This is a genomic window from Microbacterium sp. MPR-TSA4, from assembly GCF_058792815.1.
The window spans coordinates 1-13188 of record NZ_JBXAFF010000030.1 but is presented as its reverse complement, the minus strand read 5'-3'; the positions used below and the strand labels follow the sequence as shown (position 1 = coordinate 13188).

The window sequence follows — 13188 nt, the reverse complement described above, 5'->3', positions numbered from 1 at the left end:
CGCGCTGACATTTCCGCTCAGCATAGCGACGCCGAGGCGGACGCCGAGCCGGACGCCGAGCCCGACGCCGACGCGGTGGCCGTCATCCCCAGACGCGCTTGGCGGTGCGGGTCACGTAGTCCGACGGATGCCACGCGTTCTCGCTCGTGGACAGCCACAGCCCGCCGCCGGCCTCGATCGTCTCGGTGAGGTCGCCGTCGGTCCGGCTGCAGCGGGTGCGCTCCTTCTCCGTCGTGCAGGAGAACCCCGCGGCGGGGAGCGCGGCGGCGGCGAGAGGTCCGGCATCCGTCGGCACCGTCGCGAGCGTCGTGGAGACGCTGCCGGCGTCGGCGTGCCAGAAGCAGGTGAACGTGACCTGCGGCTGCAGCGCCGTGACGAGCTGGCCGGCCGTCGTGGTCGGCGCGTCGGTCGAGGGGGTGAGCACCGCGCCCCGGGTGAAGCGCAGCGCGGCCCAGAGGGCCTCGTCGTACAGTCCGGCGCAGTCGGTGGGGACGCCCGCTGCTTCGTCGTCGGCGGCCGCGACCGGTTTCGAGGTGGCCGGCCCTTGGACGGCGCCGCCGACCCACGAGACGGATGCCGGGATCATCGGGATCGCGAGGTACGCCAAGGCGCCCACGGTCGCCGCGCATCCGATGCCGACGACCCACGCGAAGAGGGCGTTCCTGCCGCCGATCCGGGCCATGTCCTCAGGCTAGCCCGCCGCGCGGGGGTCACCCCCCGCGCCGTGCGCGAGCCGCCAACATCCGTGCGAGCCGCCATCACCCGGACGTACCGGGGGATGGCGGCTCGGCTGGGGCGTGGCGGCTCGCGGGAACGGCGAAGGGCCCCAGGAACGCGTCCTGGGGCCCTTCGCTCGCGATCAGTTGTAGGTGCCGGGCGTGAAGTCGTCCGTCGAGAAGCTGTCGAAGTCGACATAGCTCAGGTCGGCGTCGCTGTACGCGCCGTCCGAGGCGAAGATGCGGTTGGGGTACCGCTCGCTCTTGGCCTCCTCCGTCGCCTCGACCACGACGTTGCGGTACTTCGCAAGGCCGGTGCCGGCGGGGATGAGCTTTCCGATGATGACGTTCTCCTTGAGGCCGACGAGCGGGTCGCTCTTGCCCTCCATGGCCGCCTGCGTCAGGACGCGGGTGGTCTCCTGGAACGATGCCGCCGACAGCCACGACTCCGTCGCGAGCGACGCCTTCGTGATACCCATCAGCTCCGGACGGCCCGACGCGGGGCGCTTGCCCTCGGCCACGGCCTCGCGGTTGATCTGCTGGTAGCGCTTGAAGTCGACCAGCTCACCCGGAAGCAGCGTCGTGTCGCCGTGGTCGACCACGGTGACCTTCCGCAGCATCTGGCGCACGATGACCTCGATGTGCTTGTCGTGGATCGGCACACCCTGCGAGCGGTACACGCCCTGCACGCCGCCGACGAGGTACTTCTGCACCTCGCGGGCACCCTGCACGCGCATGACCTCCTTGGGGTCGAGCGTTCCGACGAGGATCGGCTGACCGACCGTGACGCGCTGGCCCTCCTCGACGAGAAGCGTCGCGCGCTTCAGGACGGGGTAGACGTGCGGCTCGTCGCCGTTATCGGGCGTCAGGATGACCTTCTTGGCCTTGTCGGTCTCATCGATCTTGATGACACCGTCGGCCTCGGCGATCGGGGACGCGCCCTTGGGGGTACGCGCCTCGAACAGCTCCTGCACACGGGGCAGACCCTGCGTGATGTCGTCGGCCGACGCGGAACCACCGGTGTGGAAGGTACGCATCGTCAGCTGCGTGCCGGGCTCACCGATCGACTGCGCCGCGATGATGCCCACGGCCTCACCGATGTCGACGAGCTTGCCGGTCGCGAGCGAACGGCCGTAGCACTTCGCGCAGACACCGACGGCCGAGTCGCACGTGAGCACCGAGCGGACCTTGATGGTCTCGACGCCGGCGGCCACGAGCTTGTCGATGAGCACGTCGCCCACGTCGTCCCCGGCCTCCGCGACGATCTCGCCCGAGGGCGCGACCACGTCGGCGGCGAGGGTACGGGCGAACACCGAGTTCTCGACGTTCGCGTCGCGCACCAGCGTGCCGTCGGCACCCGGAGCGGCGATCGTGAACTCGAGGCCCTTGGAGGTGCCGCAGTCGTCCTCACGGATGATGACGTCCTGCGAGACGTCCACGAGACGACGCGTCAGGTAGCCCGAGTCGGCCGTACGGAGGGCCGTGTCGGCCAGACCCTTACGGGCACCGTGCGTCGCGGTGAAGTACTCCGCGACCGACAGCCCCTCGCGGTACGAGGAGATGATCGGGCGGGGCATGATCTCACCCTTGGTGTTGTTGACCAGGCCTCGGATACCCGCGATGTTACGGATCTGCAGCCAGTTACCACGGGCGCCCGAGCTCACCATGCGGTTGATGGTGTTGTCGGCCGGGAAGTTGGCCTTCATGGCCGCCTGCACCTCGTCGGTCGCCTCGGTCCAGATCTTGATCTGCTCCTGACGACGCTCGGCGTCGGTCACGAGACCCTTCTCGAACTGGCCCTGGACCTTCTGCGCCTGCTTCTCGTACTTGGCGATGATCTCGCCCTTGTTCGGCGGGGTCAGGATGTCGCTGAGCGCGACCGTGACACCCGAGCGCGTGGCCCAGTAGAAGCCGGCGTCCTTGATGCGGTCCAGGGATGCCGCGACCTCGACCTTGGGGTACTCCTCGGCCAGCTTGTTGACGATCTGCGACAGCTTGCCCTTGTCGGCCTGCTCGCGCACGAACGGGTAGCCCTTGGGGAGCGTGTCGTTGAAGATCGCCTGACCGAGCGAGGCGTCCACGAGACCGTGGCGCTCGTAGCCCTCGGGGGCTTCGCCCTCGAGGAAGGTCAGACCGGGGATGCGGATGCGCACCTTGGCCTGCAGGTCGAGGGTGCCCTCGTCCTTCGCCAGGATCGCCTCGCCGACCGAGCCGAACACGCGACCCTCGCCCGCGGCGCCCTCCTTGACCGTGGTCAGGTGGTGGAGGCCGATGATCATGTCCTGCGAAGGCAGGGTGACCGGACGGCCGTCCGACGGCTTGAGGATGTTGTTCGACGCGAGCATCAGCACGCGGGCCTCGGCCTGGGCCTCGACCGACAGCGGCAGGTGCACGGCCATCTGGTCGCCGTCGAAGTCCGCGTTGAAGGCGGCGCAGACGAGCGGGTGCAGCTGGATGGCCTTACCCTCGACGAGCTGAGGCTCGAAGGCCTGGATGCCGAGACGGTGCAGCGTGGGCGCACGGTTGAGCAGCACGGGACGCTCGCGGATGATCTCCTCGAGCACGTCCCAGACCTCGGGACGCGTGCGCTCGACGGCACGCTTGGCCGCCTTGATGTTCTGCGAGTGACCGAGGTCGATCAGGCGCTTGATCACGAACGGCTTGAACAGCTCCAGCGCCATCTGCTTGGGCAGGCCGCACTGGTGGAGCTTGAGCTGCGGGCCGACGATGATGACCGAACGGCCCGAGTAGTCCACGCGCTTGCCGAGCAGGTTCTGACGGAAGCGGCCCTGCTTGCCCTTGAGCATGTCGGACAGCGACTTCAGCGCACGGTTGCCGGTGCCGGTGACGGGGCGACCGCGGCGGCCGTTGTCGAACAGCGCGTCGACGGCCTCCTGCAGCATCCGCTTCTCGTTGTTGACGATGATCTCGGGGGCACCGAGGTCGATCAGGCGACGGAGACGGTTGTTGCGGTTGATCACGCGGCGGTACAGGTCGTTCAGGTCGCTGGTGGCGAAGCGCCCACCGTCGAGCTGGACCATCGGACGCAGCTCCGGCGGGATCACCGGGACGACGTCGAGCACCATGGAGGCCGGGCTCATGCCGGTCTGCAGGAACGAGTTGACGACCTTGAGGCGCTTGATCGCGCGGATCTTGCGCTGGCCCTTGCCCTCGGAGATCTGCAGGTGCAGCGACTCGGCCTCGGCGGCCAGGTCGAACGCCTGGAGGCGACGCTGGATCGACTCCGCGCCCATGTAGGCCTCGAAGTACTGGCCGAAGCGGTCCTGCAGCTCGTGGAAGACGTCGTCCTCCTGCTTGAGCTGGCCGACCTCGAGGCCGCGGAACTCGTCCCACATGCGCTCGAGCTTGGCGACCTGGTCGTCCGCGTTCTTGCGGATGGAGGCCATCTCCTTCTCGGCGGCGTCCTTGACCTTCTTCTTCTGGTCGGCCTTGGCGCCCTCGGCCTCGAGTGCCGCGAGCTCCTCCTCCAGCTTGGCCAGACGCGTCGCCACACGGGCGTCGCGGCGGTCGCCGAGGTTCTTGATCTCGAGGCGGAGGTTCGCCTCGTGCGTGGGCATGTCGCGGTGGCGGGCGTCCTCGTCGACCGAGATCACCATGTACGCGGCGAAGTAGATGACCTTCTCGAGGTCCTTCGGCGCCATGTCCAGCAGGTATCCGAGGCGCGAGGGCACGCCCTTGAAGTACCAGATGTGGGTGACGGGGGCGGCGAGCTCGATGTGGCCCATGCGCTCACGGCGGACCGAGCTCTTGGTGACCTCGACGCCGCAGCGCTCGCAGACGATGCCCTTGAAGCGGACGCGCTTGTACTTGCCGCAGGCGCACTCCCAGTCGCGGGAAGGTCCGAAGATCTGCTCGCCGAACAGACCGTCCTTCTCGGGCTTCAGGGTGCGGTAGTTGATGGTCTCGGGCTTCTTGACCTCGCCGTACGACCAACGACGGATGTCGTCAGCGGTGGCCAGGCCGATGCGAAGCTGATCGAAAGTGGTGGACTCGAGCACTGGTTCTCCTGTGTCTCAGAAAGTTTCGTAACGGCCGGGTCAGATCTCGTCGATGGACGAGGACTCGAAACGGCTGGAGATGTTGATGCCGAGCTCCTCCGCGGCGCGGAAGGCCTCGTCATCCGTGTCACGGAGGTTCACCGCGGTGCCGTCGGCCGAGAGGACCTCGACGTTCAGGCAGAGCGACTGCATCTCCTTCATGAGCACCTTGAACGACTCGGGGATGCCGGGCTCCTGGATGTTCTCGCCCTTGACGATGGCCTCGTAGACCTTCACGCGGCCGACGATGTCGTCGGACTTGATCGTCAGGAGCTCCTGGAGCGCGTACGCGGCGCCGTAGGCCTCGAGGGCCCACACCTCCATCTCACCGAAGCGCTGACCGCCGAACTGCGCCTTACCACCGAGCGGCTGCTGGGTGATCATCGAGTAGGGGCCGGTCGAACGCGCGTGGATCTTGTCGTCCACGAGGTGGTGCAGCTTGAGGATGTACATGTAGCCGACCGAGATGGGCGCCGGGAACGGCTCGCCGGAGCGGCCGTCGAACAGCGTCGTCTTGCCCGAGCTGTCGATGAGACGCTCGCCGTCGCGGTTGGGCAGCGTCGAGTCGAGCAGACCCGCGATCTCCGCCTCGTGCGCGCCGTCGAACACCGGGGTCGCGACCTTCGTGCCGGGAGCGGCCTCGCGGGCCTCCTCGGGCAGGTGCACGGCCCACTCCGGGGTGCCCTCGACCTTCCAGCCTTGCTTGGCGATCCACCCGAGGTGGGTCTCCAGCACCTGGCCGAAGTTCATTCGACCCGGGATGCCGAGCGGGTTGAGCACGACGTCGACCGGCGTGCCGTCCGCGAGGAACGGCATGTCCTCGACGGGGAGGATCTTCGCGATGACGCCCTTGTTGCCGTGACGGCCGGCGAGCTTGTCACCCTCGGTGATCTTGCGCTTCTGGGCGATGTAGACCACGACGCGACGGTTGACGCCCGAGCCCAGCTCGTCGTCGCCGTCCTCGGCGTTGAACTCCTTGACGGCGATGATCGTGCCCTGCTCGCCGTGGGGCACCTTCAGCGAGGTGTCACGGACTTCGCGGCTCTTCTCGTTGAAGATCGCGCGCAGCAGGCGCTCCTCGGCGCTCAGCTCGGTCTCACCCTTGGGCGTGACCTTGCCGACGAGGATGTCGCCGGGACGCACCTCGGCGCCGATGCGGACGATGCCGCGCTCGTCGAGGTCCTTCAGCAGGTCGGGGCTGACGTTGGGGAGGTCACGGGTGATCTCCTCCTTGCCGAGCTTGGTGTCGCGAGCATCCACCTCGTACTCCTCGATGTGGATCGAGGAGAGGGTGTCGTTCTTGACGAGGTCCTGGCTGAGGATGATGGCGTCCTCGAAGTTGTGACCCTCCCACGTCATGAACGCGACGAGCAGGTTCTTCCCGATCGCCAGCTCGCCGTTCTCGGTGGCGGGGCCGTCGGCGATGACCTCGCCGACCTCGACCCGGTCGCCCGCCGAGACGATGACGCGCTGGTTGTAGGAGTTGCCCTGGTTGGAGCGGTCGAACTTGCGCAGGAAGTAGTCCTTCGTGCCGCCCTCGTCGAGCTGCACGGTGACGACGTCGGCGGAGACCTCCATCACGACACCGGCCTTGTCGGCGGTGATGACGTCACCGGCGTCGATCGCGGCGTAGCCCTCCATACCGGTTCCGACGAACGGCGAGTCGCTGCGCAGCAGCGGCACGGCCTGACGCTGCATGTTCGCACCCATGAGGGCGCGGTTGGCGTCGTCGTGCTCGAGGAACGGGATGAGCGAGGTGCCGACCGACACCATCTGGCGCGGCGAGACGTCCATATAGCCGATCTCGTCGGCGTGGAACAGGTCGACCTCGCCGCCCTTGCCGCGGCGGGCGAGGACGCGCTCGGTGGCGAACGAGCCGTCGGCGGCGAGCTCGGCGCCCGCCTGCGCGACGATGTAGTCGTTCTCCTCTGATGCCGTGAGGTAGTCGATCTGGTCGGTGACCTTGCCCTCGACCACGCGGCGGTACGGCGTCTCGATGAAGCCGAACGCGTTGATGCGGGCGAACGAGGCCAGCGAGCCGATCAGACCGATGTTCGGGCCTTCCGGGGTCTCGATCGGGCACATGCGGCCGTAGTGCGACGGGTGGACGTCGCGGACCTCGACGCCGGCGCGCTCACGCGACAGACCGCCGGGGCCCAGGGCCGACAGGCGGCGCTTGTGGGTCAGACCCGCGAGCGGGTTGTTCTGGTCCATGAACTGCGACAGCTGCGAGGTTCCGAAGAACTCCTTGATCGCGGCGACGACCGGGCGCACGTTGATCAGGGTCTGCGGCGTGATGGCCTCGATGTCCTGCGTGGTCATGCGCTCGCGGACGACGCGCTCCATGCGGGACAGACCCGTGCGGACCTGGTTCTGGATGAGCTCGCCGACGGCGCGGATGCGACGGTTGCCGAAGTTGTCGATGTCGTCGACGTCGAGACGGATCTCCGCGGTCTGACCGCCCCGGACACCCGGGATCGTCGTGTCGCCGTTGTGGAGGGCGACGAGGTACTTGATCGTCGCGACGATGTCGTCGACGGTGAGCACCGAGTCGCTCAGCGGCTTGTCGAGGCCGAGCTTCTGGTTGATCTTGTAGCGACCCACCTTGGCCAGGTCGTAGCGCTTCGGGTTGAAGTAGAAGTTGTCCAGCAGCGCGCGGGCGGCCTCGGCGGCGACCTGCTCGCCCGGACGGAGCTTGCGGTAGATGTCGCGGAGCGCGTCCTCCTTGGTGAGGATCGTGTCCTTGCTCAGCGTGTCGGCGATCGACTCGTAGCCGGCGAACTCGGCGAGGATGTCCTCGCTCGACAGGCCGAGGGCCTTGAGGAAGACGGTGACGGACTGCTTGCGCTTGCGGTCGATGCGCACGCCCACCTGGTCGCGCTTGTCGATCTCGAACTCGAGCCATGCGCCACGGCTGGGGATGACGCGCGCCGAGACGATGTCCTTGTCGCTGGTCTTGTCGGGGGTCTTGTCGAAGTAGACGCCCGGGCTGCGGACCAGCTGGGAGACGACGACACGCTCGGTGCCGTTGATGATGAACGTGCCCTTGCCGGTCTGCAGGGGGAAGTCGCCCATGAAGACCGTCTGGGTCTTGATCTCACCGGTGAGGTGGTTCATGAACTCGGCCTCGACGTACAGCGGCGCGGCGTACGTCTTGCCGCGCTCCTTGCACTCCTCGATCGAGTACTTCTCCGGCTCCAGGTACGGGTTCGTGAAGCTCAGCTGCATCGTCTCGCCGAGGTCCTCGATCGGCGAGATCTCCTCGAAGATCTCCTCGAGGCCGCTGGTCTCGGGCACGTCGGTGCGACCGGTCTCCTTCGCCTCTGCGACGCGAGCCTTCCAGGCGTCGTTGCCGACGAGCCAGTCGAAGGACTCCGTCTGCAGCGCGAGAAGGTCGGGGACCGTCAGCGTGTCGGAGATCTTGGCGAACGACAGGCGCGATGCGCCGCGGCCGTTCTTGGGGGTGGTGGTGGAATTGGTTGCGTTGCGCGCAGCAGCCAAGGGGATTACCTCCATGAGCCCGGGCAGGGGCTGGTTTCCTTGTCGTCAGGTGGAGTGCTCCGTTCCACTCCTGCGCAACACACCCCGACATGTCGGGGGCGCACAGGCACAAGCCGACCACCATATGAGGGCATGGGGGAAGGGAGCGCAACTACCCACTATAGTCCGGGCGACGCGCCATGTCCAGTCGATTCTTGACGCGTGCCGGATGCTGCGGTATAAACGCGCGACGCGGCGTCCGCCCGGCACCGTGCGGAGCCGCTCAGGGGACCGTCCGTGCGTGGCGGAAGCGGATGCGGGTGCCCGGTCGCGCCTGGCCGAGCGCGTCGCGGTCGGCGTCCGTGACGACCGCGACGACGGGATAGCCGCCCGTCACCGGACCGTCGGGCCCGAGGATGACGGGGCGCCCGTCCGGGGGCACCTGGATCGCCCCCGGGAGCATCCCCTCGCTCGGAATCTCGGCGGTGTCGGTGCGCTCGAGCCCCGGTCCGTCCAGACGGATGCCGACGCGGTCGGCCTGTGCGGACACGGTCCACACGGCGTCGAAGAGCGGCGCGAGCGTGCGGACCAGGTGTGCGCGCGGGCCGGGGGCGAGCGCGACCTCGAGGTCGGCGCCGGGCGGGCTCCACGGCCGCAGGTCGTCGGCGGGGAGGGGCCCCGCCACGGCGTCGCCGACGACGAGCGCCGTGTCCGCCGACAGCGGCGACGGCCCGAGACCGGCGAGGGTGTCGGTCGCGCGCGAGCCCCACAGCCGCGCGGCCTCGACGCCGCCGCGCAGGGCGAGGTAGCCGCGCGCGCCGTGATCGAACCAGTCGATGCGCAGCTCCGCACCCGGCGGCCAGCGATGGGCCGCATACGGGTCGACCGGGCGACCGTCCAGGAGGACCGGACCCCACGCCCCGGCGACCGCGAACCAGACGTCGTCGGATGCCGAGGCCTCGCGTACGGCGCGGAACCCGCCCATCGTGATCTCGATGCCGGCGGCGTTCTCGTCGGTGCCGACGAGCCGGTTCGCCGTCCGCAGTGCCGCCCGATCGGCGGCTCCGGAGACCGCGACGCCCGCCGCGAGCGCGCCCGGCCGCCCCTGGTCCTGCACGGTGGCGAGCAGCCCCGGCGCGAGGACGCGGATCGCGGCCGCATCCGCATCCGCTCGTCCGCCCGCGGGCGCTGCCGCGCGCCCATGAGAAACCATCGGCGCACCGAGACCACGCTCGGCATGCGATGTCTCGGTGCGCAATCGCGGTCTCGCGGACACGGCGGGCGTCGCGGAGGCGGCGGAGAGGGGCACGAAGCGGACGAGGTCGCCGGGCTGGAGGAGCGCGGGGGTCGCGGCATCCGGATCGAACAGCGGCGCCGAGGTCGTGCCGATCAGCTGCCACCCGCCGGGCGTCGCGCGGGGGTACGCGCCCGAGAACGCGCCGGCGAGGCCGACCGCGCCGGCCGGAACGCGGGGGCGCGGACGTGCACGTCGCGGCACGTCGAACCGCCAGTCGGGGCTCACGAGATAGCCGAAACCGGGCGCGAAGCCCGTGAAGGCGACCGTCCAGCGCGCAGCGGCGTGCCGGCGCACCAGCTCGGCGGGCCGGATCTCGAGCAGGGATGCCGCCTCCGCGAGGTCGTCGCCGTCGTAGACCACCGGGATCTCGACCGTGCGGGGCGTGCGCGCCGGCGCGGGCGTCCCGTCGGCGACGGCCGCGGCGATCCACGCTCGCGCCGCCGTCAGCGGCAGCACGGCGGGATCGACGACCACCAGCACCGTCCGCGCGGCCGGGACGAGGTCGACGACCCCGTCGATGCGCCCGGACGACAGCCGCGCGTGGAGGGCGAGCACGCGCTCGAGCCCATCCGTCTCGACGAGCAGGCCGCGGTCGCCGAACGGGCGGACGGAGACGGCGTCGGTCACCACGGCGCCGCGACCGCGATGCCCGCGGCATCCAGGGCGCGCCGCACGGCGCGGGCCATCTCGACCGCGCCCGGTGAGTCGCCGTGCACGCACAGCGACACCGCGCCGGTGTCGAGCAGGGTGCCGTCGACGGCCTCGACCACGCCGTCGCGCGCGAGCCGCACGGCGCGGTCGGCGACCTGACCCGGGTCGTGGAGGAGGGCGCCGGGCGCTCCGCGCGGAACGAGCGTGCCGTCGGGCAGATAGCCGCGATCGAGGAACGCCTCGAGACGGAAGGGCAGCCCGGCGCGAGCCGCCTCGGCGGCGATGAGGCCGTCGAGGCCGAGGATCGGGACGGCGCGCCCGAGCCGGGCGGACAGCGCGGCGACGGCGCCGACGACCGCCGCGGCGTGGGCCGCGTCGTCGCGGACCGCGTGATAGAGCGCGCCGTGCGGCTTGACGTAGCGGATGTCGGCGCCCGCGGCGTCGAGGGCGGACAGCTGCGCGTCGAGGCTCGCCCGCAGGTCGGCCGGGCCGATCGCGAGCCGCGCCCGCCCGAAGCCGGCCCGGTCGGGATAGGACGGGTGCGCGCCGATCGCGACCTCCGTCACCGTGGAGCGTTCGACCGCCGCGCGCATCGCGGCGGCGTCGCCGGCGTGGCCGCCGCAGGCGATCGAGGCGCTCGAGATCACCGCGAACATCGCGTCGTCGTCGCCGGTGGGCACCCCGTCGACCGTCTCGCCCAGATCGGCGTTGAGATCGATGACCGCCACGCTCCGAGCGTACCCGCGGGGTCCTCGACGCGGCGCACGCAGCCGACGTGCACAACTCCTCCTCCTTGTCGCACGGCGAGGCTCTCGCAGGTGATGGGGCAGGTCGAGGCGGAGTTGTGCACGCTGCTCCCGACCCGGCACGCCCGGTAGCGTGGGGGCATGGCCCGGGCACGCGTGGAGGACGACGGACCGCAGGCGCGCCTGTCCGACGGCACGCTCGCGCGCGTCGTGCCGAGCCGGTTCGCGGGCGGGTACGAGCTCGACGTGGACGGCACGCCGCAGTCGCACGTCGACCTGGACGACCCCAGCCACCTCCACTTCGAGTACGTGGCACGGATGGGCGCGGTCATCGACCGTCTCCGGATGCCGGGGCAGCCCCTCACCGCCGTCCACCTCGGCGCGGGCGCCCTCACCCTCCCCCGCTACGTCGAGCACACGCGGCCGGGGTCGCGCCAGCAGGTGATCGAGCTGGAGCAGCCGCTCGTCGACCTCGTCCGCGCGCAGCTGCCGCTCCCCCGCGGCGCGCAGATACGGGTGCGGATCGGCGACGCCCGCGACGTCGCCGCCCGACTGCCGGCCGGGCTGCAGGGCGCCGCCGACCTCGTCGTGTCCGACGTCTTCGCCGGGGCGCAGACTCCCGCGCACCTGACGACGGTGGAGTACTTCCGCATCCTCGCGGGCCTGCTCGCTCCCGACGGCGTACTGCTCGTCAACGTGGCCGACGGCGCCGGCCTCGCCTTCGCGCGCCGCGAGGTCGCGACGGTGCGGGCGGTGCTGCCAGAGGTGATCGTCCTCGCGGAGGTGCAGACGCTCAAGGGGCGCCGCTTCGGAAACCTCGTCATCGCGGCCTCGCCGTCGCCCCTTCCGATCGAGTGGCTCCCGCGCCTGATGGCCGCGGGCCCCCACCCGGCGAAGGTGGCCCAGGGCGCCGAGCTCGACGAGTTCGCCCGGGGCGCGCAGGTCGCGACGGATGCCGACGCCACCGCATCCCCCAAGCCCGCCGCATCGGTCTTCGAGCGTTGAGAATCCGGCGGCGCGGCGTGTGCGCACGGGCTCGCCGCGGCGGTCGGGTGAGACTGGACGGGCGCGCCGCACGCCCGCGCGATCCCGACGGAGGAGGGGGCTGCCGATGAGCTACATCAAGGGATACGACCCGCAGACCCTGCGGGAGATCGTCGACCCCGTCGACTGCCGGGAACGCCTCGACGAACTGGGAGACCAGCGGAGCCTCCCCGCGCTCCTCGAGCGGGTCTGGCTGCTGAAGGTGCTCGATCGCCTCGACGAGTCGCTCGTCGTGTCCGAGCAGTCGGTGCGGGTCGCCCGCATGGGCGGCACGCGCAAAGACCTGCTGCGCGCACGGATCCTGCACGCGAGCGTGCTGCAGTTCCGCGGGGCGTTCGCGGCAGCGCACCAGGAGCTGACGACCTGCGCCGAGGAGGCGGAGGGCCAAGGGTGGGCCGCCCTGGCCGCGTTCGCCTTCCAGCACCGCGGGAAGGTGAGCTACGAGGCCGAGGACTTCGCCGACGCGCGCGCCGACTTCAAGCGCGCCCTGTTCCTGCGTCAGCAGGCGGGTGCTCCCGAGGAGCAGCTCGAGTCGACGCTGCTCGCCATCGAGGCCGCCGATCGTCGTCGCACGGCTGTCGCCAGCTGAATGTCGCAGCCCCTCCCTAGCGTGACCGCATGACCGATCTGGACGTCGTCCGGCGCGAGGCCGAAGAGCTGATCCACGCGCATCTCGACACCTCCTGGACGTTCGCGTTCGACAACGCGAAGCGACGGGCCGGCGCCTGCGACTACACCCGCCGGCGCATCACCGTGTCGCGCTACCTCGCCGCCCGCTACGACGACGAGACCAACCGGCAGACGCTCCTGCACGAGGTCGCCCACGCCCTCGCCGGCCCGCGCACCGGCCACGGGGCGGCGTGGAAACGCACGGCGCGCGCACTCGGCTACACGGGCGGAACCACCCACCACGGCGAGACGGCCACCGAGCTCGCCCCCTGGGTCGGCGTGTGCCCCGCGGGTCACGTCGCCTATCGGCACCGCCGCGCGACGCGCCCCACCTCGTGCGCCCGGTGCTCGCGCTCGTTCGACGACCGGTTCCTGTTCACCTGGACCCGGCGCGAGATCTCCTCGGCCACGCGGCGCGCGGCGATGACACCGCGCGAGACCGTCGGCGCCGGGCGCTGACGGCGCCGCTGCCGGGCGCCGCGTTTCGACTCGTCGCTGCGCTCCTCACTCAACGACCGGGGGTGCGG

General features: G+C 70.5%; 8 protein-coding genes. 3 read left to right on the top strand and 5 right to left on the bottom strand.

Annotated features, from left to right (window positions below; genetic code table 11):
• Positions 1-82: 82 nt before the first annotated feature.
• The 5 genes from AC1Q49_RS11890 to pxpA all read right to left on the bottom strand — a co-directional run bounded on the left by AC1Q49_RS11890 (position 83) and on the right by pxpA (position 10930).
• Positions 83-682 carry a hypothetical protein gene (locus AC1Q49_RS11890; RefSeq protein ID WP_191009084.1) on the bottom strand — a complete coding sequence of 200 codons (600 nt, stop codon included), beginning with the start codon at positions 680-682 and terminating at the stop codon, positions 83-85.
• Positions 683-859: 177 nt separating this feature from the next.
• Entirely contained in the window at positions 860-4735 is a 3876-nt protein-coding gene (rpoC, locus tag AC1Q49_RS11885; RefSeq protein WP_060958393.1) for a DNA-directed RNA polymerase subunit beta', read from the bottom strand.
• Between the two features lie 39 nt (positions 4736-4774).
• Positions 4775-8275, bottom strand: a complete 3501-nt coding sequence (gene rpoB, locus AC1Q49_RS11880; protein WP_492492366.1) for a DNA-directed RNA polymerase subunit beta — start codon at positions 8273-8275, stop codon at positions 4775-4777.
• 262 nt (positions 8276-8537) lie between these two features.
• Positions 8538-10178 (bottom strand): 5-oxoprolinase subunit B/C family protein, encoded by a 1641-nt coding sequence (locus tag AC1Q49_RS11875; protein WP_198553640.1) that lies wholly within the window; start codon positions 10176-10178, stop codon positions 8538-8540.
• Positions 10175-10930 (bottom strand): 5-oxoprolinase subunit PxpA, encoded by a 756-nt coding sequence (pxpA, locus tag AC1Q49_RS11870; protein ID WP_101306903.1) that lies wholly within the window; start codon positions 10928-10930, stop codon positions 10175-10177. The genes AC1Q49_RS11875 and pxpA overlap by 4 nt, the downstream gene beginning before the upstream one ends.
• 159 nt (positions 10931-11089) lie before the next feature.
• Between pxpA and AC1Q49_RS11865 the strand changes: the two genes are divergently transcribed.
• From AC1Q49_RS11865 to AC1Q49_RS11855, 3 genes are all read left to right on the top strand, one after another.
• Positions 11090-11953 carry a spermidine synthase gene (locus tag AC1Q49_RS11865; protein ID WP_061781891.1) on the top strand — a complete coding sequence of 288 codons (864 nt, stop codon included), beginning with the start codon at positions 11090-11092 and terminating at the stop codon, positions 11951-11953.
• A 106-nt stretch (positions 11954-12059) separates the two neighbouring features.
• The gene (locus AC1Q49_RS11860) at positions 12060-12581 is read left to right on the top strand and encodes a hypothetical protein (protein WP_060958389.1); all 522 of its coding nucleotides are present in this window, start codon (positions 12060-12062) and stop codon (positions 12579-12581) included.
• Positions 12582-12610: 29 nt separating this feature from the next.
• Positions 12611-13120, top strand: coding sequence for a SprT-like domain-containing protein (locus tag AC1Q49_RS11855; protein ID WP_061781892.1), 510 nt, complete (start codon positions 12611-12613; stop codon positions 13118-13120).
• The last annotated feature ends 68 nt before the right edge of the window (positions 13121-13188 follow it).

Excerpts from the sequence above, each read along its gene's own strand:
- AC1Q49_RS11890 (WP_191009084.1), bottom strand. The coding sequence starts at position 682 with ATGGCCCGGATCGGCGGCAGGAACGCCCTCTTCGCGTGGGTCGTCGGC.
- AC1Q49_RS11865 (WP_061781891.1), top strand. The coding sequence starts at position 11,090 with ATGGCCCGGGCACGCGTGGAGGACGACGGACCGCAGGCGCGCCTGTCC.
- AC1Q49_RS11860 (WP_060958389.1), top strand. The coding sequence starts at position 12,060 with ATGAGCTACATCAAGGGATACGACCCGCAGACCCTGCGGGAGATCGTC.
- AC1Q49_RS11855 (WP_061781892.1), top strand. The coding sequence starts at position 12,611 with ATGACCGATCTGGACGTCGTCCGGCGCGAGGCCGAAGAGCTGATCCAC.